The 25,476-nt window shown below is 43.2% G+C and carries 23 protein-coding genes; 21 read left to right on the forward strand and 2 right to left on the reverse strand.

What is annotated here, in order from left to right:
- Positions 1 to 33: 33 nt before the first annotated feature.
- The 9 genes from DXN04_RS22175 (at position 34) to DXN04_RS22215 (ending at position 7,220) form a co-directional block, all read left to right on the forward strand.
- A complete protein-coding gene (locus DXN04_RS22175; protein ID WP_116855594.1) occupies positions 34 to 957 on the forward strand; it encodes a helix-turn-helix domain-containing protein in 924 nt (307 codons plus the stop codon).
- Positions 958 to 1,207: 250 nt separating this feature from the next.
- Positions 1,208 to 1,540: an ArsR/SmtB family transcription factor gene (locus DXN04_RS22180; protein ID WP_116855595.1), complete on the forward strand. Its 333-nt coding sequence runs from the start codon at positions 1,208 to 1,210 to the stop codon at positions 1,538 to 1,540.
- A 55-nt stretch (positions 1,541 to 1,595) separates the two neighbouring features.
- On the forward strand, positions 1,596 to 2,426 hold the full coding sequence (locus DXN04_RS22185; protein ID WP_116855596.1) for an arsenite methyltransferase: 831 nt from the start codon (positions 1,596 to 1,598) through the stop codon (positions 2,424 to 2,426).
- 12 nt (positions 2,427 to 2,438) lie between these two features.
- Positions 2,439 to 3,488 (forward strand): ACR3 family arsenite efflux transporter, encoded by a 1,050-nt coding sequence (gene arsB / locus DXN04_RS22190; RefSeq protein WP_116855597.1) that lies wholly within the window; start codon positions 2,439 to 2,441, stop codon positions 3,486 to 3,488.
- A gap of 67 nt (positions 3,489 to 3,555) precedes the next feature.
- Complete coding sequence (locus tag DXN04_RS22195) at positions 3,556 to 4,206, forward strand: arsenate-mycothiol transferase ArsC (RefSeq protein WP_199415110.1); 651 nt, start codon at positions 3,556 to 3,558, stop codon at positions 4,204 to 4,206.
- A gap of 191 nt (positions 4,207 to 4,397) precedes the next feature.
- The gene (locus DXN04_RS22200) at positions 4,398 to 4,841 is read left to right on the forward strand and encodes a thioredoxin family protein (protein ID WP_116855598.1); all 444 of its coding nucleotides are present in this window, start codon (positions 4,398 to 4,400) and stop codon (positions 4,839 to 4,841) included.
- The gene (locus DXN04_RS22205) at positions 4,825 to 5,781 is read left to right on the forward strand and encodes an FAD:protein FMN transferase (RefSeq protein ID WP_116855599.1); all 957 of its coding nucleotides are present in this window, start codon (positions 4,825 to 4,827) and stop codon (positions 5,779 to 5,781) included. The genes DXN04_RS22200 and DXN04_RS22205 overlap by 17 nt, the downstream gene beginning before the upstream one ends.
- Positions 5,778 to 6,002: a DUF4266 domain-containing protein gene (locus DXN04_RS22210; RefSeq protein WP_116855600.1), complete on the forward strand. Its 225-nt coding sequence runs from the start codon at positions 5,778 to 5,780 to the stop codon at positions 6,000 to 6,002. Before DXN04_RS22205 ends, DXN04_RS22210 begins: the two co-directional genes overlap by 4 nt.
- An 18-nt stretch (positions 6,003 to 6,020) precedes the next feature.
- Entirely contained in the window at positions 6,021 to 7,220 is a 1,200-nt protein-coding gene (locus DXN04_RS22215; RefSeq protein WP_116855601.1) for a DUF3570 domain-containing protein, read from the forward strand.
- 126 nt (positions 7,221 to 7,346) lie between these two features.
- Here the strand turns inward: DXN04_RS22215 and nudK are convergent, their stop codons facing one another.
- Positions 7,347 to 7,925, reverse strand: a complete 579-nt coding sequence (nudK, locus tag DXN04_RS22220; protein ID WP_116855602.1) for a GDP-mannose pyrophosphatase NudK — start codon at positions 7,923 to 7,925, stop codon at positions 7,347 to 7,349.
- Between the two features lie 571 nt (positions 7,926 to 8,496).
- On the opposite strand from nudK, the gene DXN04_RS22230 reads away from it, so the two are divergent.
- The 8 genes from DXN04_RS22230 (at position 8,497) to DXN04_RS22265 (ending at position 18,705) form a co-directional block, all read left to right on the forward strand.
- Positions 8,497 to 12,843, forward strand: coding sequence for a CusA/CzcA family heavy metal efflux RND transporter (locus tag DXN04_RS22230; protein WP_116855604.1), 4,347 nt, complete (start codon positions 8,497 to 8,499; stop codon positions 12,841 to 12,843).
- A 14-nt stretch (positions 12,844 to 12,857) separates the two neighbouring features.
- A complete protein-coding gene (locus tag DXN04_RS22235; protein ID WP_116855605.1) occupies positions 12,858 to 14,057 on the forward strand; it encodes an efflux RND transporter periplasmic adaptor subunit in 1,200 nt (399 codons plus the stop codon).
- A gap of 183 nt (positions 14,058 to 14,240) precedes the next feature.
- Complete coding sequence (locus DXN04_RS22240; protein ID WP_116855606.1) at positions 14,241 to 15,920, forward strand: sodium:solute symporter family transporter; 1,680 nt, start codon at positions 14,241 to 14,243, stop codon at positions 15,918 to 15,920.
- Between the two features lie 853 nt (positions 15,921 to 16,773).
- Entirely contained in the window at positions 16,774 to 16,995 is a 222-nt protein-coding gene (locus DXN04_RS22245; protein WP_116855607.1) for a YdeI/OmpD-associated family protein, read from the forward strand.
- Positions 16,992 to 17,420, forward strand: a complete 429-nt coding sequence (locus DXN04_RS22250; RefSeq protein WP_116855608.1) for a response regulator transcription factor — start codon at positions 16,992 to 16,994, stop codon at positions 17,418 to 17,420. Before DXN04_RS22245 ends, DXN04_RS22250 begins: the two co-directional genes overlap by 4 nt.
- 70 nt (positions 17,421 to 17,490) lie before the next feature.
- Positions 17,491 to 18,012, forward strand: coding sequence for a DUF4199 domain-containing protein (locus DXN04_RS22255; RefSeq protein WP_116855609.1), 522 nt, complete (start codon positions 17,491 to 17,493; stop codon positions 18,010 to 18,012).
- 1 nt (position 18,013) lies between these two features.
- Positions 18,014 to 18,439, forward strand: coding sequence for a YciI family protein (locus tag DXN04_RS22260; RefSeq protein WP_116855610.1), 426 nt, complete (start codon positions 18,014 to 18,016; stop codon positions 18,437 to 18,439).
- 14 nt (positions 18,440 to 18,453) lie between these two features.
- Positions 18,454 to 18,705 (forward strand): helix-turn-helix domain-containing protein, encoded by a 252-nt coding sequence (locus tag DXN04_RS22265; RefSeq protein ID WP_116855611.1) that lies wholly within the window; start codon positions 18,454 to 18,456, stop codon positions 18,703 to 18,705.
- A 108-nt stretch (positions 18,706 to 18,813) separates the two neighbouring features.
- On the opposite strand, the gene DXN04_RS22270 is transcribed toward DXN04_RS22265, so the two are convergent.
- Complete coding sequence (locus DXN04_RS22270; protein WP_116855612.1) at positions 18,814 to 20,226, reverse strand: S41 family peptidase; 1,413 nt, start codon at positions 20,224 to 20,226, stop codon at positions 18,814 to 18,816.
- A 462-nt stretch (positions 20,227 to 20,688) separates the two neighbouring features.
- On the opposite strand from DXN04_RS22270, the gene DXN04_RS22275 reads away from it, so the two are divergent.
- From DXN04_RS22275 to DXN04_RS22285, 4 genes are all read left to right on the forward strand, one after another.
- On the forward strand, positions 20,689 to 21,276 hold the full coding sequence (locus tag DXN04_RS22275; RefSeq protein ID WP_147320032.1) for a class I SAM-dependent methyltransferase: 588 nt from the start codon (positions 20,689 to 20,691) through the stop codon (positions 21,274 to 21,276).
- A gap of 26 nt (positions 21,277 to 21,302) precedes the next feature.
- Entirely contained in the window at positions 21,303 to 23,723 is a 2,421-nt protein-coding gene (locus DXN04_RS22280; protein WP_116855614.1) for an outer membrane beta-barrel protein, read from the forward strand.
- 155 nt (positions 23,724 to 23,878) lie between these two features.
- Positions 23,879 to 24,052: a hypothetical protein gene (locus tag DXN04_RS34870; protein ID WP_158569106.1), complete on the forward strand. Its 174-nt coding sequence runs from the start codon at positions 23,879 to 23,881 to the stop codon at positions 24,050 to 24,052.
- Between the two features lie 61 nt (positions 24,053 to 24,113).
- The gene (locus DXN04_RS22285) at positions 24,114 to 25,469 is read left to right on the forward strand and encodes a radical SAM/SPASM domain-containing protein (protein WP_116855615.1); all 1,356 of its coding nucleotides are present in this window, start codon (positions 24,114 to 24,116) and stop codon (positions 25,467 to 25,469) included.
- Positions 25,470 to 25,476 lie beyond the last annotated feature (7 nt).

The following is a 25,476-nucleotide window of genomic DNA, read 5'->3' on the forward strand; positions in this document are numbered from 1 at the left end:
ATGCAGGGACATTAAAATCTGTAACTTTAACATATGAAAAACGCATCCCCCTTCCGCGTACAATCCATTAGTGAACTGCATCGGCTCAGAAAGTTTCCTCCGCCTATGCATCCCTCGATCAGTGTACTGGAATTGACAGCAGTCAATGAGGAATTCCTGGAAGTATCCAAATCGATGGTATTTGATTTCTATGTGATTGCGCTCAAGCGAAATTTCAACCTGAATCTCAAATATGGGCAACACCGCTATGATTTCGATGAGGGGGTACTCTATTTTATGTCCCCCGGACAAGTGTTCGGTATGGGTGAGGATGCGGCTGGTGATGGTAATGAAGTAAGGGGCTGGATGCTGCTGGTCCACCCCGACTTTCTCTGGAATACCTCACTGGCAAAAGGAATTAAGAAATATGAATACTTCGGCTATTCAGTCAATGAAGCATTGTTTTTATCAGACAAAGAAGAAGCGATTATAGTGGGCATCCTGCAAAATATTCAGCAGGAGTACCAGGGCAATATGGATAAGTTTAGCCAGCAGATCATTATCAACCACCTGGAGGCGTTGCTGAACTATGCTGACCGCTTTTATAACAGGCAGTTCCTGACACGTAAAATTGCCAACCACCAGGTAGCAGCACGCCTGGATGAACTGCTGAATGAAGCCTTTTCAAATACTGATTTAATGAGCACCGGTATCCCTACCGTGCAGCAGATTGCCGATAAACTACACCTCTCCAGGAATTACCTCAGTTCGCTGCTCATGATAGCAACCGGACGGAATACCCAACAGCATATCCAGGATAAACTAATTGCAGTGGCCAAGGAACGAATCTCCACCACTACCCTTTCTGTGAGTGAGATCGCTTATGAGTTGGGTTTTGAACACCCGCAGTCCTTTAGCCGGATCTTTAAGGCCAAAACCGGCATGTCCCCCCTGGCTTTCAGGGAGTCTTTTCACTGAAAAATTCAATATACTTAGTTTGAAGCTATAGTGTAGCCTCTATACTATAAGTGTGCTAATTCGATACCAAAAGGGCACCAAAAGGTCACTTGTATATCGATTCGATATTGAGGTGACCTTATAGTGACCTTATGGAGTGCTTATAGAGACAGCTTAGCCTTATTACCAGATCGGAAAAAGAATAGAAAAAGATTAGGGCAAGACTGAAAAAAAATTGGGAATATCCAAAAACCCATCGTAATATTGCGATATGGGTTTAACGAAGTCAGACTTATTTACCAAAGAGCAGAATGATTTAGCAAATATGGCCAAAGCCATCGCGCATCCCGCCAGAATTGCCATCCTCCAGTACCTGGTAAAGAAAAACGCCTGCGTCACCGGCGACCTGGTGGAAGAACTCGGCCTTGCCCAGGCAACAACCTCCCAGCACCTGAAAGAGCTTAAAAACGCAGGGATTATCCAGGGTACGGTAGAAGGTGCCAGCGTATGCTATTGCATCGATCCTAAGGTCTGGAAACAATATAAAAACGTATTTCATACTTTCTTCGGTGAGGTGAAAATTGAAGACAGCTCCTGCTGCTGATTTTTTTGCCCTCATTTATCGCAATATTGCAATTATACGATAATTAAAAACTAATATGCAAACTGATGAACAACTCAAAGAATTAGTAAAGCAGAAGTACAGCGACATCGCCATCCAGGATAAGGCGCTCAACCAGGCCTCCTGTTGTGGCTCCGGTACCTGCTCCACAGAAGTATACAATATCATGAGTGACGACTATAGCACACTCGAAGGCTATAACCCGGATGCCGACCTTGGATTAGGATGCGGACTGCCCACACAGTTTGCAAAGATCCAGCCGGGAAATACAGTGATTGATCTTGGTTCCGGTGCAGGAAACGACTGTTTTATTGCACGTAAAGAAGTAGGAGAAACAGGAAAAGTAATCGGTATCGACTTCACGCCGGCCATGATAGAACGCGCCAGGGAGAATGCTGATAAACTGGGATTCAATAATGTGGAGTTCCGCCAGGGAGATATCGAGCACATGCCGGTAGGCGGTGCTGTGGCAGATGTAGTAGTGAGCAATTGTGTATTAAACCTGGTGCCCAATAAAGATGGGGTGATCAGGGAAATCTTCCGGGTGCTGAAACCAGGCGGGCACTTTAGCATTTCTGATATTGTACTGGAAGGACAGCTGCCTGATAAACTGCGGGAAGCAGCTGAAATGTACGCAGGATGTGTGTCTGGTGCAATTCAGAAACAACAGTACCTGCAGCTGATTACTGACAACGGATTTGAGGATATGAGTGTGCAGAAGGAAAAGGCGATCCATATTCCGGATGATATTCTGGCGACTTATTTATCTGCTGATGAAATAGCGGCTTTCCGCGCCGGTAAGAGTGGTATTTACAGTATTACGGTATTTGCCAGGAAACCATGTTGTGCACCGGGCTGTTGTTCATAAATTTAATTGTAGATGCAAAATTGTATTCCTGCCCAACGAAAAAAACTGGGTTTCCTGGACCGATACCTGACACTGTGGATCTTCCTGGCAATGGCAACCGGCCTGGGTATCGGTTATTTTATTCCTTCCAGCGCAGACTTTATTAATTCTTATTCTAATGGTACTACAAATATACCGCTGGCCATCGGACTGATTTTGATGATGTACCCCCCACTGGCAAAAGTACGCTATGAAGAAATGGGCCAGGTATTTCGCAATACCAGGATCCTGGGAGTTTCTTTATTACTTAACTGGGTGATCGGTCCATTACTGATGTTTGGATTGGCAGTGCTTTTTCTGGCTGATCAGCCGGCATATATGACAGGCCTCATCCTGATCGGCCTGGCAAGGTGCATTGCCATGGTGATTGTATGGAATGAACTGGCTGCTGGTAACAGGGAATATGCTGCAGGCCTCGTAGCGCTTAACAGCATCTTCCAGATCCTGCTGTATAGCGTGTACGCCTATATTTTCCTGACATGGTTGCCGGGATTATTAGGTATGAAAGGAACCACCGTAGCTGTTACTATCAGTGAAATCGCACGCAGCGTAGGCATCTACCTGGGAATACCATTTGCCGCAGGCATAATAAGCAGGTATGGTTTGATACGATGGAAGGGCGAACAATGGTATAAGGACCAATACGTTCCCGTCATCTCCCCTCTTACCCTCATCTCCTTGCTCTTTACCATCGTATTGATGTTTAGCCTGAAAGGACAGATGATTGTAAAAATTCCCCTGGATGTAGTGAGGATTGCCATACCACTGGCAGTTTACTTCCTGGTAATGTTCATGGTGAGTTTTGCCCTGGGGCGTTCAATGGGAGCTGATTATAGCAAAAACGCATCTATTGCATTTACTGCAGCTGGTAATAATTTTGAACTGGCTATTGCAGTAGCCATTGGCGTATTCGGCATTAATTCCGGGCAGGCTTTTGTAGGTGTAATCGGTCCGCTGGTGGAAGTACCTGCACTGATTGCCCTGGTGAAAGTTGCATTCTGGCTAAAGAAAAAATATTATTAATTATGAAAAAAAGAGGTATTGATAGTTAAAACTAATAAATACCTCTTTTTTCAGGAAGGCAAAGACTATGACCACACAAATTTTACCCGCTATCAGGCAGTACCTTGATCAGGTAGAAAAAGATTTTGATACTATTCCCCCTGTTCGCAAAGCCGCACTGCAAAAAATTGCCGATGGCATCATCAGCCTATTGCACAGCAAAGAACACGCTGCTCTTATCTATGTATGCACACACAACTCACGCAGAAGCCATCTGGGACAAGTCTGGGCAATGGCGGCAGCTGCTTACTACAACATCAATGGTATAAGCAGTTATTCCGGAGGTACTGAAATCACTGCCTTTAATCCCAATGCAATTAAAGCATTGCAGGAAGCCGGATTTCAAATCAGCACATCAGCTGCTTCTACAAACCCTCATTACAATATTACTTATGCAACACATGCACCGGCGCTGATAGCTTTTTCTAAAAAGTATATGGACCCGCCAAATCCCGGCACTGATTTCATTGCTGTAATGACCTGTTCTCATGCAGATGACAACTGTCCCTTTGTACCTGGTGCCTACCTGAAAGTAGCAACGCCCTATGAAGATCCCAAAGAAGGTGATGGCAAGCCGGAGCAAGACCAGGTATACCGGGAAAGATGCAGGGAAATTGCAACGGAGGTTTTATATACTTTTTACCTGGCACATCAGCTTCAGAATTCCTCCAGAATTTAATCAGAAATTTACAAATAACTACCTGCAACAATCCTGATTGTCAGCTATTACATGCTCACAAACGGGGTTGTTTTTGCATAACAAAAAAAACCTTAAAATAACCTTAAAATCAATCCTTTAACAAGCTTTTCACGACTAATATTTTTACTTCGTATTGTCATTTGATAAGGAAGCACAATGGCACCAATTTTATGAAAGTACTGTTACTTGCATTGTCATGCCTATGGACATTTGCCTCACCAATCTGGGAAACAGATTATGAAAAAGCCAGGAAGGAAGCTGTAGAAAAGCACCATATGATTTTACTGAACTTTTCCGGTTCCGACTGGTGCGGGCCATGCATACGGCTCAAAAATGAAATTTTTGAAAATGATGCCTTTCTAACATTTGCCGATCAACAATTAGTATTACTAAATGCAGACTTCCCCCGGTCCAGGAAAAATCAGTTGAGCAAGGAACAGCAAAAAATGAACGATGCCCTCGCCGATAAATACAACCCGGAAGGACATTTTCCATATACACTGTTGCTGGATGAAAACGGGAAGGTTATTAAGACCTGGGAAGGTTTTCCCAATACAAGTCCTGCTGGTTTTGTAGACCAGCTTAAAACCAGCTGTAATGGAGCACGAAAATGATCTTGTATGCTTATCCGAACAGGTATACCGGAGAGTACTGAAGCTGATGGGCAATCGTTTTGAGCTGACAGTAGTCTGCGAAAACGAAACAAAAGCAACAGCACATATCAATGCAGCAGTAGCAGAAATTCGTCGTATTGAACAATTACTGACCACCTTCAGTGATGACAGTCAGACCAGTTTAATCAACCACTACGCCGGTATTCGCCCTGTAACAGTAGATAAAGAAGTCTGTGACCTGATCTTACGGGCCGAAAAAATTTCCCGTATCACACAGGGTGCTTTTGACCTCAGTTACGGATCGGTCGATAAAAGTCTCTGGAATTTCGACAAACAAATGACCAGTTTGCCCGATCCCGCTACTGCAAAGCAAATGGTACGCCTGATCAACTACCGGAATATACGGGTAGACATTACTTCCCACCAGGTTATGTTGCTTGAAAAGGGAATGCGTATAGGCTTCGGCGGTATAGGCAAGGGATATGCTGCTGAACAGGCGAAACTGCTCCTGCAAAAAAGAGGTGTCAGCAGCGGCATTGTAAATGCAGCCGGGGACCTTACTGCCTGGGGCATGCAGGCCGATGGCAAACCATGGACCGTAGGCATTGCAGATCCGGATAGTAAACACCATCCCTTCTCCTACCTCAATATCTCCAACCAGGCCATTGCCACCTCGGGGAATTATGAAAAGTATGTAATCATCGATGGGAAAAAATACTCACATACAATTGATCCTAAAACAGGTCTGCCTGTAACAGGGATCAAAAGTGTTTCCATTATCAGCACCAACGCTGAACTGGCAGATGCAATGGCGACTCCTGTCATGATCATGGGTATCAAAGCCGGCCTGAATATGATCAACCAGATCAGGCAGATCGCCTGCATTATTATCGACGATCAAAACAGATTATTTACTTCCGATAATATCCAATTACAATGACTAAACACACCCGTAAAATGCTACTGCTGGGCGGCATTACCCTCACCCTGCTGGCATCCTGTACCGTCGTAAAAGAATACCAGAAGAATCGCCTGAATGATGGAGAAATGACGCTGGGTAACCGAAAAGTTGAAAAGACTGAACTGAGTTTCGAATCCTACCGGGAAGGTGCTTCCGGCGCTAATGGCGCTAAAAGTGGCGGAGGATGTGGTTGTAACTAAAAACAAGCGACTGGCACTATGAAAAAAATAAACCTGGCTATCCTGGCAATGTTCGCAGGCATCCTGTATGCGAATGCACAGGCACCTGCCGATACCGGTACTTATAAAAACCGGAAATTACAATTGGAAGAAGTGAATATTGTCTCCAGCTACTACCACCAGGATGGTGATCATGCTGCAGTCACCGGTGGCATTGGCTCCCAGCGGCTCACTGACCTGTCCAACTCCATCCAGGTAACACTCTCCAAATATGATGTACATGACAGGAAGCATACCTGGAACCTCGAATTGGGCATTGATCATTACACGTCTGCTTCTTCTGACAATATCGATCCTAAAACGATCTCTTCTGCATCCTCCGCTGATACCCGCTTCTACCCTTCCGTATCCTGGGAAATGGAAAATAAAAATGGAAGAACCCTGGGAGCAGGCGTATCATTCTCTCATGAATTTGACTACCAGTCCGTCGGTGCGAACCTGTTATTCGCACAAAAGACGCGTAATAAAATGGGGGAATTCTCGCTGAAATTACAAACCTACCAGGATAACCTGAAACTGGTTTATCCGATTGAATTAAGAACCAACAGCAATGGCGGATCCGGTGAAGGAGAAGACTATGCTACGGCAGGCAGGAAAACATATAGCGGCACTGTCTCGTGGTCCCAGATCGTCAATAGCCGGTTCCAGCTGATGCTGTTAATGGACGTGATCTACCAGTCTGGTTACCTGGGTTTACCCTTTCACAGGGTTTATTTCAATGACAACAGCGTGCATGTGGAGAAACTACCGGATAGCAGGCTGAAAATTCCCCTGGGGATCAGGGCAAATTATTTCCTGGGAGACAAGATAGTGCTGAGAGGATACTACCGCTATTACCATGATAACTGGCAGATAAACGCGCATACGGTGAGCCTGGAAACATCCGTGAAGCTCTCTCCTTTCTATTCACTCACTCCCTTTTACCGGTATAATCACCAGCAGGGTACCAAATACTTTGCCGCATACCAGGCGCATAGCAGTGCCGATGAATATTATACCAGCAACTATGACTTATCTACTTTTGATAGTCACTTCTTTGGCGCAGGTATCCGCATTATCCCGCCACATGGAGTATTCGGTATGCAGCATTTTAATATGCTGGAACTAAGATATGGACATTATAATCAGAGTAATGGCTTGCAGGCGAACAGTATTTCTTTAAACCTGAAGTTCAAATAAAGATAAAATAAAAGAGCCTGTATCAAAAGTAATCTGCATATATTGAGCATTACATAAAAGAAATTCTCACTATCTGCTACTCCAATTAAACCCGGAAATTTTACTTTTGATACAAGCTCTTTTTTATTATATCAATGCATTCAGCTTCGCATATTGCAGGAGCATAATAGTTTTACCATCCCTGATCTCCCCCTCACTGATCATCTGCATTGCCTTATCCAATGTGATCTCCAGTACCTCGATGTCCTCCTGTTCATGAGCAATCCCTCCCCCTTCAGTTACTTTCATCTCTTTCGTATATTCCGCCACAAAGAAATACAGGATTTCAGTCACAGATCCCGGAGACATGTATGCCTCAAAGATCTTACGAACAGCGGTGATCTTATACCCCGTTTCTTCCTCCGTTTCTCTCCTGATGCAGTCTTCCGGGTTATCTTTATCCAGCAGGCCTGCACAGGTTTCGATCAGCATCCCGCTTTCATTGCCATTCAGGTAAGAAGGAAGTCTGAACTGTTTGGTGAGGATGACAGTTCCCTGTTCTTTGTTGTATAATAATATGGTGGCACCATTACCCCGGTCGTAGGCTTCCCGGGATTGTGTTTCCCATTGGCCATTATTTTTGAGGTATTCGTAAGTCACTTTTCTTAAGGTGTACCAATTATCAGAGAGTACTTCTGTTTTGAGGATTTTTATATGGTGTGGCATGCTGCGAATGTAAAAAAGTCTATACTAAGAATTTGTTAATATCATGACTTGATTAAATTCGAAATTTACAAACAGATATGTTTATATTTGCCGGATGAAATGGGCATCTTTCATATTTTGTTTCATTATCCTGACGCAGGCCTTCTGGCCATGTTCAGATACCTTGTTGCCCGAAACACACATTCATGCGCAACAGGCGCAAAGGGAAAGTAAAAAAGAAGCCGGTTCTGATCTATGTGGACCGCTTTGTACCTGCAGCTGTTGTGCCACCCCATCCATTGTTCAACTGGCAGCTAATATTGCAATCAGGCTGCAAATTTTATCTCCCCTTTATAGCGAATATACCCCCGCTGAATTTAGTGGAGTTGCAATGAGCATATGGCAACCTCCCCGATTGAATGCATAATTACTACAGGCCCATGCCGGGCATTTTTCCTTTTTTTTTGATGCAATGGCTTTGACCGGAAGGTCAATACTTGTGTTGCTATATACCTATCCCTGCTGCCATACAGGCCGGATGGGTGTATGCACATCTCTGCCTGCATGCATTTTACATTTCTATTAAAGCAATATGCTAAATAAAATTATCAGGTTTTCGATCGATCATAAACTGATCATCGGACTCTTTATGCTTGGATTAATTATATGGGGAATTTACTCCCTGAAAAAACTGCCGATTGATGCTGTACCTGATATTACCAATAACCAGGTGCAGGTGATCACCTCCTCTCCTTCTCTTGCTGCCCAGGAAGTAGAGCGACTCATTACATTTCCTGTTGAGCAGGTGATGTCTACTATTCCGGAGCTGGATGAGGTACGTTCTATTTCAAGGTTTGGCTTGTCGGTAGTGACGATTGTGTTTCATGACGACGTGGATATTTACTGGGCACGCCAGCAGGTCAATGAAAAACTGGCGGAGGCGAAGAACAACATTCCCGGGAACCTGGGCAATCCTGAGATCTCACCTATTTCCACTGGTCTTGGAGAGATTTACCAATATGTGATCTCTGCTAAACCCGGTTATGAAAAGAAATATGGTGCGAGGGAATTGCGCAGTTTCCAGGACTGGATTGTACGACGGCAGCTCCTGGGCACACCCGGTATTGCTGAGGTGAACAGTTTCGGCGGTTTGCTCAGGCAATATGAAATAGGGTTGGATCCCGACAAACTGAGAAGCTATAACCTGAGCATTACTGATGTATTCAATGCACTGGAGATGAACAACAGGAATGCAGGAGGTGCTTACATTGATAAAAAGCCCAATGCTTACTTTATACGGACGGAAGGACTGGTAGGCAGTATAGACGATATCAATAAGATTGTAATTACAAACACAGCTGCCGGTTTACCGGTTTTGGTGCGGGATGTGGCGACTGTGCAGATAGGGAACTCCATCCGCTATGGTGCATTGACAAGAGCAACGGCTGATATGAACGGAGAGGCAGTAGGTGGTATCGTCATGATGCTGAAAGGTGCCAATGCGAACCAGGTGGTTAAAGAAGTAAAAGCCAGGATCGCAAGAATCTCGAAAACGCTGCCGGATGGAGTGATCATTGAACCCTTCCTGGATCGGAGCGCACTTGTGGACAGGGCCATTGGAACGGTTGCTAAAAACCTGGTGGAGGGTGCGCTGATAGTGATCTTTGTGCTGGTACTTTTTTTAGGCAACCTACGGGCGGGACTGGTCGTTGCCTCCGTGATTCCGCTGGCTATGTTATTTGCGATAGCCATGATGAATGTATTCGGCGTATCGGGCAACCTGATGAGTCTTGGAGCAATTGATTTCGGACTCATTGTGGATGGGGCCGTGATTATCGTAGAGGCAACCATGCATCATTTGGGGATGCGGAATGCCGGGCGGCTCAGCCAGCAGGAGATGGATACAGAAGTATATGCATCCGCTGTTAAGATTCGTTCTGCAGCCGCATTTGGGGAAATCATCATCCTGATTGTTTACCTGCCGGTGCTGGCGCTGGTTGGCATAGAAGGTAAAATGTTCCGGCCCATGGCGGAAACAGTTTCCTTTGCGATCCTGGGCGCGTTTATTCTTTCCCTCACCTATGTGCCCATGGTGTCGGCATTGCTGTTAAGCAAAAATACTGCCCTTAAAACTACTTTCTCCGACAGGATGATGTTGGCTATTCATAAGGCATATGATCCGGTTATAAAGGCTGCAATTAAGAAAAAAACAGGGGTGGTTTGTATTGCCATTGGCATGCTGGCTGTCAGCATCTTCGTTTTCACCCGCATGGGCGCGGAGTTCATTCCCTCCCTGGAGGAAGGGGATTTTGCAGTAGAGACGCGCTTATTGACGGGGAGTTCCCTGTCTCAGACCATTGACAAGGTCAACCAGGCATCTGCTATCCTGGTAAAACAATTCCCGGAAGTGAAAGAAGTGGTAGGCAAAATCGGGGCTGCGGAAATCCCTACCGATCCTATGCCCATGGAATCCTGTGACCTCACCATTGTCCTGAAGGATAAGGATCAATGGGTATCTGCAAAGAGTCGCGAAGAGCTGGCGGAGAAAATGAGCGAGGCACTAAAACTTGTACCCGGTGTAAGTTTTGGGTTTTCCCAACCTATCCAGTTGCGCTCCAACGAACTGATCTCAGGTGTAAGACAGGATGTGGGGATTAAGATCTTTGGCGATGACCTTGATGTGCTGACGGAATTATCGAAAAAGATCGGAAAGATTGCTGCCGGCGTGAGTGGTGCAAAAGACCTGTACCTGGAACAGGTGGAAGGCCTGCCACAGATTATCGTTAAGATCAACAGGGACAGAATTGCGCAGTATGGACTGAATATAGAGCGTGTAAACCAGGCGGTGACCGCAGCTTTCGCCGGGCAATCTGCTGGTCTCGTGTATGAAGGGGAACAGCGGTATGATATGGTGGTAAGGTATAACCAGCAAAACCGCCAGAGTATAACGGATGTAAAGAACATTTATGTAACAGCACCTTCGGGTATCCAGTTGCCGCTGGATCAGCTGGCAGAGATCACCTTCGAACCCGGGCCAAACCAGATCCAGCGGGAGGACACCAAGCGCAGGATCATTGTGGGCCTGAATGTGAGGGGAAGGGATATCCAGGGTGTGGTCAATGAAATACAAACCAGGATCGACCAGCAGATAAAACTGCCTACGGGATATTATATTACTTATGGCGGACAGTTTGAAAATCTCCGGGAGGCCAGTTCACGTCTTTCGGTAGCGGTGCCGGTTGCACTGGCACTGATCCTGCTTTTATTGTATTTCACATTTGGATCTGTCAGGCAATCTCTGCTCATTTTTAGCGCTATTCCTATGGCGGCAATAGGGGGCATCTTCGCATTGGTACTACGTGGCATGCCATTTAGTATTTCAGCAGGTGTTGGGTTTATTGCACTCTTTGGAGTGGCCGTGCTGAATGGGATTGTATTGATCACTGAATTTAACCGCTTGAAGATGGAGAATAAATATTCGCTCAGCGAAGTAGTGCTGAAGGGGACCGCTATCCGCCTAAGGCCGGTATTGATGACAGCTACAGTGGCTTCCCTGGGTTTCCTGCCGATGGCTATTTCCACGGCAGCAGGTGCTGAAGTGCAGAAGCCACTGGCGACCGTAGTGATAGGAGGATTAGTCACCTCCACCATCCTGACTTTGATTGTACTGCCTGTCTTGTATATCATTTTTGAAAGCTGGAAAAAGAAAAAAGTGATGACCTTACCGCTTGTATTGGTTTTACTTTTGTCCCTTCCTGCTATGAGCCAGGATTCAAAACCGCTTCGTATGGAGGATGCTGTGGAACTGGCGCTCCGGAATAACCAGGGCATCAGGTCATCATCATTGGAGGTAGACAGGCAACAGGCACTGAAAGGCACTGCTATTGATTTAGGTAAGACGAATGCTGACTTTCAATACGGGCAATTTAACAGCAACAGCCGGGATAATAGTATTACTATCTCCCAGGGCATTCCTTACCCGGGTGTATTTAAAAACAGGAGCCTCTTAGCCGAAGCCAGGATTGAGGGAGCTAAACGGGGAGTTGCTGTAAGTAAGAATGAGCTGACCTACGCAGTGAGGAGTGCCTATACCCAACTCTCCTACTATTATGCACTACAGGAATTATATGAACAACAGGATTCCATTTTCGGCAGATTTCAAAAAGCAAGTGCACTTCGTTATCAGACCGGGGAAACCACACTACTGGAATCTACCACTGCACAGACCCAATATAACGAAGTACGTAACCAAATGGAAAAGAACCAGGCCGATATCCGCGCTTATACGGCGGAATTAAAACGGCTGTTGAATACAGACGATTCCATTACACTGTCAAAACAGGATTTCAGGCAGGATCACCTGGAGCTTACAGACAGCTTATCACTGGCCAATCCATTGATTGCACAGCAGCAACAGCAGGTGGAAATAGCAGACAAAACAATCCGGCTGGAGCGTTCACTTTCAGCCCCTGATTTTTCCATTGGTTATTTTAACCAGTCGATCATTGGTAGCCAGACTATCAACGGACAGGATGTATATTTTGGTGGGGGCAAGCGTTTCCAGGGGGTACAGGCAGGCATTGCAATTCCTATATTTTATAAGCCTTATGCAGCAAAAATAAAAGCGGCCAGGATTGAAAAACAAGTAGCGGAAAGCCAGTTGGGCCTGTACAAGGCGAACCTGAAAGGCGCGCTTAGCCAGTCATACCAGGAGCTGTTGAAGAATGCCCGGAGTATTGATTATTATGAAAAAAGTGCCATCCCCAATGCGATGCTGATTTTAAAACAATCACAGCTGGCATTTCAGAATGGTGAAATTGGCTATATAGAGCTCATGCAAAGTCTTAAAACATCTTCGGACATCCGTTTGGGTTATCTGCAGGCAATTAACCAATATAATCAATCCGTTTACCGAATCAAATACCTGGCGGGTATCTAACCAATATAAAAAGTATGAAGAAGAACTATCCATTCATTATAGCTGCTATACTCATGTTGAGTGCATGTGGCGGAAATAAATCTGATAAAGCAGCGGAGACCGGCGAAGCCCAAAAACCGGAGATGGAGAACACAGTAGCCGTGTCACAGGCCCAATACCAGGCAATCGGTATTCAACTGGGTGCTGCTGAAATGAAGCCTGTGAGTGGCTTACTAAAGGTAACAGGGTATATAGACGTGCCTCCACAGAACCTGCAGAGCATCACCACGCAAATGGGCGGTATCATTGTATCTACTCCCTTGTTGCAGGGAAGCAGTGTCACCAAAGGTCAGGTGATAGCTACGCTGGAAAACCAGGATTATGTTCAGTTGCAACAGGATTACCTGGAGAGCAGGAGTCAGCTCGAACTGAATGAAGCGGAATATGAAAGGCAGCAAACGCTCGCCAGTGAGCAGGTGAATTCCCGCAAGACGCTGCAGCAGGCAAAGAATCAATACCAGGTGGCACAGGCCAGGGAAAGTGCCCTACGTCAGCGCCTGCAGCTGATCAACATCAATGCAGCTTCGCTGACGGCAGGTAATATCCGGAGCAGGATAAATATCTATTCACCTATCAGCGGTTATGTAACGAAGGTAAATGTGAATAGTGGCAAGTTCGTGAATCCGAATGATGTGATGTTCGAGATTGTGAACGGGGCGGAGCTGCATGTGGAACTGAATGTATTTGAGAAAGATGCCGCCCTGCTGAAAGCGGGGCAGCAGGTAAGGTTCACACTGTCAGGCGATAATACGGAAAGGAAAGCGGTGATTCAGCTGATAGGTCGTGAGATCAAGCCGGATAAAACCATTACGGTGCATGCTATTGCAACAGCTGGCAGCAATGCATTTGTACCGGGGACTTACCTGACAGCACAGATTGAAATCGGGCAGAAGCAGGCCTTGACCCTGCCTGAAAAGGCGGTGGTGGAATACAGTGGAAAGAAGTACATTTTTGTGGCGGCAGGGGGAGCGGACAATGGAGATAAGGGGAAAATAATGACTGAACAGCCGGACAGTGCTACCTATTATTTTGAGATGCAGGAGGTGACGACAGGTGAGGCAGATTCAGGGTATGTACAGGTAGAGTTGCCAGCCAATAAAGATGTGAATGGGCGGATTGTGCTGAATGGGACTTATGACCTGTTGTCGAAGTTGAAGAATAGTGAGGAGGAGTAAAAACAGCGTGCAAACATGGTTTCTCCTAACGGGGTTTATCAATACCTGTTTATTACCTGTATCTTGTTTGAGCCAATCCAGAATTACCAAACAGCATGACCACAATCAGCCGCCATTTAAATTTTCTGAACCATCTTCGGACGTTGCCATTCTGGCAAATGAAAATTTAAATATCAAACAGCTATGTTACAATTTGACTGGATTATAGTGCTCCTGTACTTTATACTGGTATCGCTGTACGGTTATTGGATTTATCAACGCAAGAAAAAGGCGGAGGCCAGCTCTGCCGACTTTTTCCTGGCGGAGGGTTCATTGACCTGGTGGGCGATCGGTGCTTCTCTCATCGCTTCCAATATCTCTGCCGAGCAGATGACCGGCATGAGTGGTTCTGGCTTTCAACTGGGCTTAGCCATTTCGTCCTATGAATGGATGGCGGCGTTAACCCTCATCATCGTGGCGGTATTCTTTATGCCGGTATACCTGAAGAACAAGATCTTTACGATGCCGCAATACCTGAACCAGCGATATAACGGCAAAGTGGCCATTATCATGGCAGTGTTCTGGCTGCTGTTATATATAGTCGTGAACCTTTTATCCATACTGTACCTGGGCGCAGTAGCTATTGCCGGCATTACAGGCTGGAATTTTACCCTCTGTGTTTTCCTGCTGGCCATATTTTCGGTATTCATTGCGCTGGGAGGTATGAAGGTAGTCGGGTATACTTCGGCCATACAGGTATTTTTCCTGGTGTTGAGTGGCTTTATTGCCCTCTATATCTCGCTGAATATGATCGGCAATGGCAGTGGTATGGTAAAAGGCTTTACCATCCTGCATGCAGAGGCAAAGGACCACTTCCATATGATCTTTGATAAGAAAAGTCCTTTTTACGCCGACCTGCCGGGTATCAGCGTTTTAATCGGCGGCATGTGGATCGCCAACCTGAACTACTGGGGCTGTAACCAGTATATTACACAACGTGCGCTGGGTGCCAGTCTGCCGGTGGCCAGAAAAGGACTCCTGTTCGCAGCGTTTTTGAAAATGCTGATGCCTGTTATCATCGTTGTTCCCGGTATAGCTATATATTACCTGTACCAGCACAATATGATAGACAATTCACTGATCAACATTACCAAAAACGGACAGTTGATCGCCGACAGTAACAAAGCCTATCCAGCCCTGCTGAAACTGTTGCCGGCAGGTGTGAAAGGCGTAACGGTAGCTGCCTTTGCGGCTACGGTGATCGCTTCGCTCGCGGCCAAGGTGAATAGTATCAGCACCATTTTCACACTGGATATTTATAAAAAAGTATACAATGCTGAAGCCAGCGAACAAAAACTGGTGAATATCGGTAAAGTAGCTATCATCGTGTCTACCATCATTGGTATTATACTTACCCTTCAATTGGGCGACGCGCTGATGGGTGAAGGCAAACAGGGATTCCAGTACATACAGGAATATACAGGGTTTGTTTCACCGGGTATCTTTGCTATGTTCCTGCTTGGATTTTTCTGGAAGAAGAGTACTTCCAATGCAGCACTGTTTGCCACTATTGGGGGTTTCCTGTTCTCCGTTATCCTCAAATTCCTGCCAGGTATGGTCAATCTCGAAGCATTGTATGCGATTGGATTTGCGGTGCCTGATGCGCAGGGAGTGTACCAGATACCTTTCCTGGACAGGATGACGATCGTATTTGTGTTATGCGTCATTGGCATGATTATCATCAGCATTATCGAAAACAAAAGAGGCGTTCAACCAAACGGCCTGGTGATCGATGCCAAAATGTTCAGGACATCCACGGGTTTTGCAGTGGGTTCACTGATCATCATTGGACTGCTGGTAGCCTTATATACGGCCTTCTGGTAACAGGTTTTTCAGCACCTATTCAAGAGCATCCCAAACCCTGAGGGTTTGGGATGCTTTTTTCAGGTAAACCGCTCACTTACGGTCACAAATTGCTTTGAACCTTTCCCATTGTTCTCTCTTATTCTCTGAAGTAAATCCCGCGCAGCCCTTTCCTTCCTGCCGGTAATATTCATGACATCCCTGGCGGAAATTACGATGCGGTATGGTATGACATTCTGCGCAATCGGCATATTCTCTGAAGTAAATCCCGCGCAGCCCTTTCCCTCCTGCCGGTAATATTCATGACATCCCTGGCGGAAATTACGATGCGGTATGGTATGACATTCTGCGCAATCGGCATATTCTCTGAAGTAAATCCCGCGCAGCCCTTTCCCTCCTGCCGGTAATATTCATGACATCCCTGGCGGAAATTACGATGCGGTATGGTATGACATTCTGCGCAATCGGCATATTCTCTGAAGTAAATCCCGCGCAGCCCTTTCCCTCCTGCCGGTAATATTCATGACATCCCTGGCGGAAATTACGATGCGGTATGGTATGACATTCTGCGCAATCGGCATATTTGGAAGCGACATTTTTTGGGATTGAAATGCCGGCGTAGCCTGGTGTGGTGATCAAAATATAATGGAATGATCCGGACGGACATGGCGATGAAATTGTCCTTATTAAAGTGAATTAAACGATATCAAAATGGCAAGAGTAGGAGGAATTGTGTCCTTCAAGGGCAGTATTGGAAATATCACCTTTTATTATTGAATACAAATAAACCAGTAAAAGAATACGATTGTGTAGCAGAAGTAAGAAAAGTTCGGGAAAAAGGAATTTTCCTTATTTTGCCCGGAAAATTGGATATATGTTACCTAAAGGAGTGCATATTGAAGGTATACCAGTAGAACTGGAAGCGTTGTTGGCGACCGATAAAAAAGCAAAAGATTTTTTTGAAGGCTTGTCCAGGTCCTATAAGCAAGGTTATTGCGATTGGGTAGGATCCGCCAGGCAGGAAGATACGCGGAAAACAAGGGCCGCAAAAGCCCTCATCATGTTACAGAACGGCCAAAAAACCTTAAAGACATGAGAATAAAAGATATTGCCCGGCAACATGGCCCGATAATCAAGTTTGGCATTTTAACGGGGCTGGCTGTTATATCTTTTGAGTTGATTAACCTCTTTGTGCTCTATCGGCAAATTAAACTGGACTATTACCTGAGCGTTATCGCTGTCACGTTCCTGATTGCAGGTATCTGGATCAGCAGGGAACGGGTTACAAAAAATGCCCCGAAACCAGTCCAACCCGCACCTGATTACCAGTTAACCGCCAAAGAACTGGAAGTGTTGGCACTCATAGCCTCGGGTAAAGCCAACAAGGAAATTGCCGCGTCGCTGTATGTTGAAATGAGTACGGTTAAGACACACATAAACAATATCTACAATAAATTGTCGGTAAAGAACCGTAAGGAAGCCAAAGACAAGTATTTAGAAATCAACGGGATAACACCTTAAAAAAGAAAATCCACCCTTTCTCCACCTGCTTTTGCTTGGTTTTTTACCCTCCCCCCATCATATTTGCTCCATGAAACCATTTGTAAAATTTGGCCTCATTACCGGCCTGGCCGTTGGTATCTGGAACCTTTCCTGTTTCAGCATTGCCAGCTGGCTTAACAGCAGTTTTTCAATAGGCATCCCTTCGGCAAGGTTAAGAGCGTATTCCGGCCTGTTTGGGGTAGTTGTGCTACTCGTAGGGATCTATGCGGGCATGAAATCCATTAAGCGGCAAAATGATGGGACTTTGACTTACAAGCAGGCTGTCACCACCGGCATAGGCATTTCTGTGATTACGGCATTGATAGCCGGTACTTTTGCATTCATCTACTGCACAGTTATCAATCCAGGTTATACTGATTATATGGTCCAGGATGCGCAAAAGGCGCTGTTAGCTGCGCATAAATCTCCAGACGAAATCAACCAGCAGCTTGCGCAGGCAAGGAGGCAGTTCTCCACTACTTCACAGGTAATGCAGGCGCTCATAGGCCAATCTGTTGTTGGCAGCGTGTGTTCCCTCATTATCGGCATATTCACAAAAACAAAGAAATAACATGAAAAGGACTTATTTACTTGCGGCACTTATGTGCCTGGGCTCTCTTGTGTCTTTTGGTCAATCTGGCAACACCTCAACTGACAAGCAATTCTTGTTAATTTTCCGCTTTAAGTCCAATTTTACCCCGCCTTCCCAGGATTCCATACAAGCCAATATCAGGCACTGGCAAGAATACATGGGCGATCTCGGCAAGACTGGAAAACCGGTGAGTGGTTTTCGCCCGTCAAACGAAGGTGAAACCATATCCGGTACTGCAAAAACAGTGCATAAAGGGGTTTATGTAGCGAACAATGAGTTGGTCAGCTCATTTATCATCATTAAGGCCGCTTCGATGAACGAGGCTGGCGAGATAGCCAAAAAGTGCCCCATTTTTGATTTTGACGGCAGCGTGGAAATCAGGCCTCTCCAGAATACCGCCAATTAATTATTCGTGTAAGTATGACAATTGCTTTAATGGATGAAGACGTTAAAATAGTACATAACCTTATCCGCCAAAGGTTCAAATTGAGGCGAAAGGAGTTGAAACTAAGTATTAGGAAACTAGCTGCGGCAGCAGGGGTAGAATATTCCTTAATAGACGAATTTGAGCGGAAAGGCCGCGATATCCGGTTATCAAGCTTCATTGCAATCGCATTGGCGCTTCAAATTGATCCATTGCAAGCCGTTAAAGACGAAGGGGCAGACAAATAGTAAGGCCGGGGTTTGTCCATCCCGGTGTTGTTTAACTAAATAGGTATAATGTACCTCAGTAAGTTATGCAACTATATTTTAGTAAGAGGGCTGTTCTATCAGGTGACCTCAATGGTCGGGGATAAAGTGAACCAGTTTTAAAGCGGCATCCATCGCCTTATCAGCAGGTATTTTTAGATCCGGATTAACACCCTTCCAGTCATTTTTATCCGCGCCGATATTGTAGTAAAGCTTACTTGAAATGGTAAATACCAGTTGTGTATGTGGCAAATGACTGGTGACAATATCACCATAGCTGACAATTAAGCCCCCTGTCTCCTCTCCTATTATTTTTCCCAGTTTATAATGTTTAATGCATTGGGCAAAATCGGCAGCTGATGAAAATGTATAGTAACTGGTAAGTACATATACATTACCGTCAAAACGAAAGGGTGTATTTTTAAGTGGAATATCTTCATAAACTACTGTATCCAATAACCCCTCTGATTTGTTCAGGAAAATGCTGTCTTCTTTGGTCAGTATTTTGCCAATCCTGTGGTCGAGTAATCTTTCTTTTAATAACCTGCTATGTTTTTCGATTACCTTGTCATATTGCCTGAAAGGTGTTTTTGCAAAATATTGTATAAACTCATCTCCGATATCGGAATCCCCGCCGCTGTTTTTCCTTATATCAATAATTATATTTTTTATTTCATTTTTCTTAATGACAGTAAAAGCGGAATCAATAAATACATTAAATCTGTCAAGGTCCTCAAAACTGCGAAAGTCGAAGAGAGCCGTTTTTATTTCAGGCAATAGTTTTAAAGTATAATAAACATTTTCAGGCGATGAGGTGTTGGATACGGAATCACTATAATGTTTCAGGAGTTTTGAAAACTCCTGTTGCGGTATCCCTTTTATAATAATATTATTCTTTTTGTTACCATGCAAATAAGAGATCCTATATGTGCCGTTTGTCTTATAAAGGGATTGTAAATAGAAGTCAAAATAGTTGGCACCAAAGTCTGCTCTGAATGCGCGGGTTTCTCCCGTATTCAGATTAATGATATCATTTACGATTTTGCTGGCAGGTACATTGTTGATACTAACAATTTCAGCACCGTCGGGAAGCTGTTTCGAAAAAGGAAGAGAATATTGGCTTGAAATGATGTATGGTTTCGATGGAGATAATTTGATTATATACGGAAGAACGCTGGGATTGCTTTGGTTATATAAATGTATAGGTGGTTTGATGTCTGTATGACCATCTTCAAGTTTGGCTATTAAAGGTTGAATCAAAAGATAAAAATCCACGGTATTCAGAGGATGCTTTAATTGTTTTTTCAATACACGCACGTCGTTGTAAAAATCTGCTCTGGAATATTTGTAATAGGGATTAATATGAGTATCTTCAATGGACTTGACCAGTGTATCTATATCATCCCTCATCTCTGACAGATTAAAAGTTTTCAAGGATTGACTTATAATAAAATTGTTTATGGAGAAGAACAGAAATAGCGTAATCGAAATTGTTTTATTCATTTGTGATTTCTTTTAAGATACAGCTGTTTGCTTCCCGGCACATAAGCAGGCATATTTTTAATCAGCCATTATCAGGAAGCAGGCAATATAAAGGTGCAAAAAAAATAAAAAAAATTACTTGCATATTGTTTATTTCAATTTTCTTTTTTACTTTCATCATATGAACAGAGCGGTTAACTATTTTAAAAGACCCAAACGAATAATTCATTAAGCCCAACATTGAAATGTTTGTTGAAATTGTTATCCAAATTAGCACGGGGATTCGTTCTTAACCTGTAATATTTTAATAAGTAACCCTTTTCTGTACTATCCAGTTATTCAAATAAAAAAGTAATCAATATACCCATGGTAATTTTTCGCTTCAATAGCGATTACATTACTCTTGTTAATTCCAGGTACCCGGAACAATATTAGAATTGTCTATTTCCGCAAACAAACTTGCAGGGAGAAAATCTTCTTATTATGGAATTTAAGATCGATGAAAGAGGTTCATGGATAAGCGACTCGCTCGAAGGGCATTGCTTTGATCCTTCGTTATGCCGTGCTATCGGTTCTGTTCTGAAGCATGAAGGGGCAAACACTATTGTGGATCTTGGCTGTGGGCCCGGATGGTATGTAAGAGGGCTCTGTGATCTGGGATTTGATGCCTGCGGATATGATGGTAATCCCTATACAGCGTCAATTTCTGCTGATATAGTGGAAAACGGAAGATGTAAGACGCTTGAATTAACAGTTCCGTTTGATCTTCAGGTTAGATATGATTATGTTTTAAGTTTAGAGGTAGGCGAGCATATACCAATTCAGTTTGAAGATCTTTTTATCGGCAACTTACTTCGTCATTCCAAAAAAGGACTGATTATCAGTTGGGGTATAGTGGGACAAAACGGTACCGGACATGTTAATTGCAGAGATAATGATTATATCATTGATAAGATGACATCTAAGGGCGCTGTATTGGACTATACTGCCAGTAATTACCTTAGAAACAAGGCATCTTTATCCTGGTTTTGTAACTCAATAATGGTTTTTAACCTCTCTTCGAAAGATTGAAAGTTCTTTCATTTCATAAAAGAAAAATGAAAAATCCATTACGTGTTATCCTATTCTGTTTTGGTAAATTTTTATTTCTCTCTTCATTGCATAGTTTGGGGCAGGAAAGAATTTCCGGGCAGGTAATCAATAAAAGCAATAAAAGCATACAGGATGTGTCTGTTATTTTATTCAGCAAAACAGCCGGACAGGTGCTGAAAACTTCGATAACGGATGCTGGCGGTCACTTTGAAATCAACTCAGATCATTTACTGGATAACGATTTAAAATTTACTCATTTAAATTATGATGAACGTATCATTCATCTTGATGCCGAAGCCCTGAAAAAAGGTGTAATCACTGTATTATTAGAGGAGGCTTCACACCGCAACCTAAAGGAAGTTCAAGTTACAACGAAAAAACGGCTGATTGAGCGAAAAATTGACCGCACTATTTTTAACGTGGAGAATAGTATAGCTGTTATAGGAGGAGACGCAATGGATGCCTTGAGTAAGGCTCCCGGCGTGAGAGTAGGAAGCAATAATTCTATCAGTATAATCGGTAAAAACACGGTAAAAGTATTAATAAATGACAAGTTGCTTCGATTATCAGGTGATGATCTGGTCAATTACCTGAAATCAATTCCGGCGGCAGACCTCAGCAGAATAGAAGTCATTACAAACCCACCTTCGAAATATGACGCTGAAGGAAATTCCGGCCTAATCAACATTGTTACCAGGAAGGCAAAGCGTGAGGGGTTTTATGGAAATGTGAGAATGAATTTCATTAAGACAGTATATCAATCTGAAAACGGAGGGCTGTCATTTTCATATGTCAAGGATAGAATGACGCTAACCGGGGGAGTAAATGGTAATCATAATAAGACTTATGCCACCAATACAAAACGAACTTTTTACCCGGAACAATTATGGGATGAGTCGGCAAATAAAACAAAAAAGAACAGGAGTATTTCAGGATCGATAGGTCTTGATTATAAAATCAATAGTAAACAGCTGATCGGGTTTCAATATAATACTTCATTCCCAGGAAATGATGATAAAGCATCCTCTCTGACAACTGTTGGGGCGTATGAAAAATTAAACCCCGATTCTTTAATTACAACTAATTCTTTAACGTCGACAAGAATACAAAACCATAGTTTTAATATTCATCACGAAATTGAAATCGATAGTGCAGGGAAAGGGATTTTTACTGATGCTGACTACTTTTATTATACGAAAGGATCCAGTGGAATATATAGTAGTTATGCCCAGGAGGATGCAATGTCTGATCCGGTTCATCTATCAGGAGCCTTGAATCAAACGCCACAGAAAATAAAATTAATGTCGGCACAGACTGAATTCAGGTACCCTGTCAGAAGTTACAAACTTTCGTGGGGAGCTAAGGTTTCAATGATCAGGAATAACAGCAATTCGAATTTCTACATTGAAAATGCAGACACATTGTTACTGGACACTTCAAGGACATTTAAATTCCGCTATAAGGAAAATACTGAGGCACTTTTTTTCAGCGGGAACAGAAGTTTCGGAAAGTTGGAAGTACAATTAGGTGTAAGGGCAGAGTACACGCAGATTAATGGAGTATCTGAAACTTACAACCAGGAAAACGAAGCGTCCTATCTGAAGATCTTCCCAACGGCGTATTTCCTATATAAATTTAATGATGAACAATCATTATCACTTACTTATGGAAGGCGGATAAGCAGGCCCGAATATTCCAGGTTAAATCCTTTCAGGTATTATTCCAGCCCGTACTCTTATTCGGAAGGTAATCCATACTTACTTCCTTCTTACAGCAATAACTTTGAAATCTCACATAATTATAAAGACCTGGTAACGTCGCAGGGGTTTGTAAGTATCCTTAACAATGGCTTTGATCAGATCGGAATTCCGGATAAGAATACTAACATCATAGGAATTGTGCAACGTAATTTTCTTAAAGTTACAAGTTGCGGTATTAATGAAACAATAAATACTACTTATTCAAGCTGGCTGGAGGGTTACCATGAAATATCGGTATATCATAACAGTACAGTTTCGTCCAATATCAATACTCCTAAAAAAGTCGATGGCTGGGGAGCGTATTTATCTACGAGTAACACAATAACATTCAATAAAAAGAAGACCATTTTTGGAAGTACAGATTTCTGGTTCCAGTTTCCGGAGGTAAGTGGGGTAGACAAAGTAAAAAGCTATTATAATTTGGATTTGGGACTAAAACTATTACTTCTTCACAAGAAATTGACGGTAGTTATTAATGGGACTGATTTGCTTAAATCAAACAAAGTATATTTTAGTAGCATTACCAATTCCATTGTACAGAATTACGGAGGTTATTCCGGTGCCAGGTCTGTCCGACTATCCCTTTCTTATAAGTTTGGTGCCGCTATAAAATCACCTCGGAAGAAAAATTCTGTTAGTAACGATAGCGAAAAGAAACGGATCTAATCATACCATAAGAGATTGTAGTAACGTATTGCGATTGGCCATAAGCATTCGTTTATTACACTATGCGACTATATCGCATTAAAAAAAATAGCGTTGAAATGACTTAACAACGAGATCAAGTAAGTCGAATTGTTTTCAATCCAATTCTTTGTAACATGAAAAACAAAAATTTGCAGGATCTGCTTAATAAAGTAATCGAGGAAGAAAAGAATGAAATTAACCCTTTAGACGATTATTCATCCCACCTTATTAAAGGCGGATATGATGAACTATCCTTAGATGATGATGGATGTTCAAAGCTGAAAGGATGTTCAAAAATTAAGAATTAATCCAATTGATCAGGCAGCATCATGCTGCCTGATCTTACAACTAATCTTCATATTCTTTTATATGGTTACTGATTATAAAAAATCATTTTACCTGGTGTCTTCTAATTCTCTGAAATTTGATAATGATTACTCCGAAAGGCTGATTTTCTCTACCAGGACAAGTTCGCTTTTGTTGATGCGTGAAGATCATTTCCAGGAATTCAATGAGGAAAGGTTCGGAGAAATTCCAGAACAGGTTTTAGATGAGTTGATTAAGATCCAGGCTGTTGTGCCAAAGGAACAGGACGAATTGGATTATGTAGTATCGGCGAATAATGCTGCTATTGAAGGAAATGAAACGCTGGATATTGTAATTCAGCCAGGCGCTTCCTGTCAGCTCGGTTGCCATTATTGCGGACAGCAGCATACCAGCAAGTATATGGATAAAAATCTGCAGGAGAAGGTAGTTAACAGAATACGGTTAAAAATTGAAGCATCCGGATGTAAACAGTTAAATGTAACATGGTATGGAGCTGAACCCCTAATGGCAGTCAATCATGTTTATGAAATGAGTGAAGCGCTGTTACTTGTCTGCAAAGAATATAATATAAGTTATACAGCAAGCATGGTGACAAACGGCTTGAGTCTAAAACACAACATTTTCTTAAATCTGATTCAGAAATACCAGATTAAAACCTTTCAGATAACGTTGGACGGGGTCGCAGCTTATCATGATTTGAACAGGTATACGAAGAAGGAAAAAGGACCGACATTTTCTATCATCTTCAATAATATTCTTACTATTGTGAATGCACCCGGGTTTAAGGAGCTGGATGCAAATATTGTGATAAGATGCAATGTGGATACAAATAACGTTGATGGCCTCAATGAATTTATTGATCTGCTGGCAGCGCATAAATTGCAAGATAAAATTAGTTTTTACCTTGTCCCTATTCATAACTGGGGGGATAATGGTATTGAAAATAGCAAGGGTGTGGTAAAAGACGATTTTTCAGTTGCAGAGATTGACTGGATGATGAAACTTCTACAACTTGGGTTTGACATAGAAATATTGCCGGAAAGGACAAAGATTGTTTGTAGTGCAGTGAAGAAACATTCTGAGGTATATGATGCGTATGGAACAGTTTCTACATGCTGGGAAGTACCCTATACCCCCTTGTATAACCAAACGAAGTTTGAAATCGGACATCTGGATGTACCGTTTGAAGAAGATGTAAGTAAGACCCCCATGAGGAACTGGAATAACGATGTAAAGAACAGCGATGAATCTACCTGTATGAAATGTAATCTGTTACCTGTATGTGGAGGTAGCTGTCCTATACATTGGTTAAGCGGAACACCTGCCTGTCCTTCCTTTAAGTTTAATATGCAGGATCGTCTCGTATTACAATATCTCAGGAGTAAAAAAGTAATCTGATAAATTG

The sequence above is a fragment of the Chitinophaga silvisoli genome (genome assembly GCF_003412465.1).
GTDB lineage: Bacteria > Bacteroidota > Bacteroidia > Chitinophagales > Chitinophagaceae > Chitinophaga > Chitinophaga silvisoli.

Excerpts from the sequence above, each read along its gene's own strand:
- DXN04_RS22175 (WP_116855594.1), top strand. The coding sequence starts at position 34 with ATGAAAAACGCATCCCCCTTCCGCGTACAATCCATTAGTGAACTGCAT.
- DXN04_RS22180 (WP_116855595.1), top strand. The coding sequence starts at position 1,208 with ATGGGTTTAACGAAGTCAGACTTATTTACCAAAGAGCAGAATGATTTA.
- DXN04_RS22185 (WP_116855596.1), top strand. The coding sequence starts at position 1,596 with ATGCAAACTGATGAACAACTCAAAGAATTAGTAAAGCAGAAGTACAGC.
- arsB (WP_116855597.1), top strand. The coding sequence starts at position 2,439 with ATGCAAAATTGTATTCCTGCCCAACGAAAAAAACTGGGTTTCCTGGAC.
- DXN04_RS22195 (WP_199415110.1), top strand. The coding sequence starts at position 3,556 with ATGACCACACAAATTTTACCCGCTATCAGGCAGTACCTTGATCAGGTA.
- DXN04_RS22200 (WP_116855598.1), top strand. The coding sequence starts at position 4,398 with ATGAAAGTACTGTTACTTGCATTGTCATGCCTATGGACATTTGCCTCA.
- DXN04_RS22205 (WP_116855599.1), top strand. The coding sequence starts at position 4,825 with ATGGAGCACGAAAATGATCTTGTATGCTTATCCGAACAGGTATACCGG.
- DXN04_RS22210 (WP_116855600.1), top strand. The coding sequence starts at position 5,778 with ATGACTAAACACACCCGTAAAATGCTACTGCTGGGCGGCATTACCCTC.
- DXN04_RS22215 (WP_116855601.1), top strand. The coding sequence starts at position 6,021 with ATGAAAAAAATAAACCTGGCTATCCTGGCAATGTTCGCAGGCATCCTG.
- nudK (WP_116855602.1), bottom strand. The coding sequence starts at position 7,925 with ATGCCACACCATATAAAAATCCTCAAAACAGAAGTACTCTCTGATAAT.
- DXN04_RS22230 (WP_116855604.1), top strand. The coding sequence starts at position 8,497 with ATGCTAAATAAAATTATCAGGTTTTCGATCGATCATAAACTGATCATC.
- DXN04_RS22235 (WP_116855605.1), top strand. The coding sequence starts at position 12,858 with ATGAAGAAGAACTATCCATTCATTATAGCTGCTATACTCATGTTGAGT.
- DXN04_RS22240 (WP_116855606.1), top strand. The coding sequence starts at position 14,241 with ATGTTACAATTTGACTGGATTATAGTGCTCCTGTACTTTATACTGGTA.
- DXN04_RS22245 (WP_116855607.1), top strand. The coding sequence starts at position 16,774 with ATGTTACCTAAAGGAGTGCATATTGAAGGTATACCAGTAGAACTGGAA.
- DXN04_RS22250 (WP_116855608.1), top strand. The coding sequence starts at position 16,992 with ATGAGAATAAAAGATATTGCCCGGCAACATGGCCCGATAATCAAGTTT.
- DXN04_RS22255 (WP_116855609.1), top strand. The coding sequence starts at position 17,491 with ATGAAACCATTTGTAAAATTTGGCCTCATTACCGGCCTGGCCGTTGGT.
- DXN04_RS22260 (WP_116855610.1), top strand. The coding sequence starts at position 18,014 with ATGAAAAGGACTTATTTACTTGCGGCACTTATGTGCCTGGGCTCTCTT.
- DXN04_RS22265 (WP_116855611.1), top strand. The coding sequence starts at position 18,454 with ATGACAATTGCTTTAATGGATGAAGACGTTAAAATAGTACATAACCTT.
- DXN04_RS22270 (WP_116855612.1), bottom strand. The coding sequence starts at position 20,226 with ATGAATAAAACAATTTCGATTACGCTATTTCTGTTCTTCTCCATAAAC.
- DXN04_RS22275 (WP_147320032.1), top strand. The coding sequence starts at position 20,689 with ATGGAATTTAAGATCGATGAAAGAGGTTCATGGATAAGCGACTCGCTC.
- DXN04_RS22280 (WP_116855614.1), top strand. The coding sequence starts at position 21,303 with ATGAAAAATCCATTACGTGTTATCCTATTCTGTTTTGGTAAATTTTTA.
- DXN04_RS34870 (WP_158569106.1), top strand. The coding sequence starts at position 23,879 with ATGAAAAACAAAAATTTGCAGGATCTGCTTAATAAAGTAATCGAGGAA.
- DXN04_RS22285 (WP_116855615.1), top strand. The coding sequence starts at position 24,114 with ATGGTTACTGATTATAAAAAATCATTTTACCTGGTGTCTTCTAATTCT.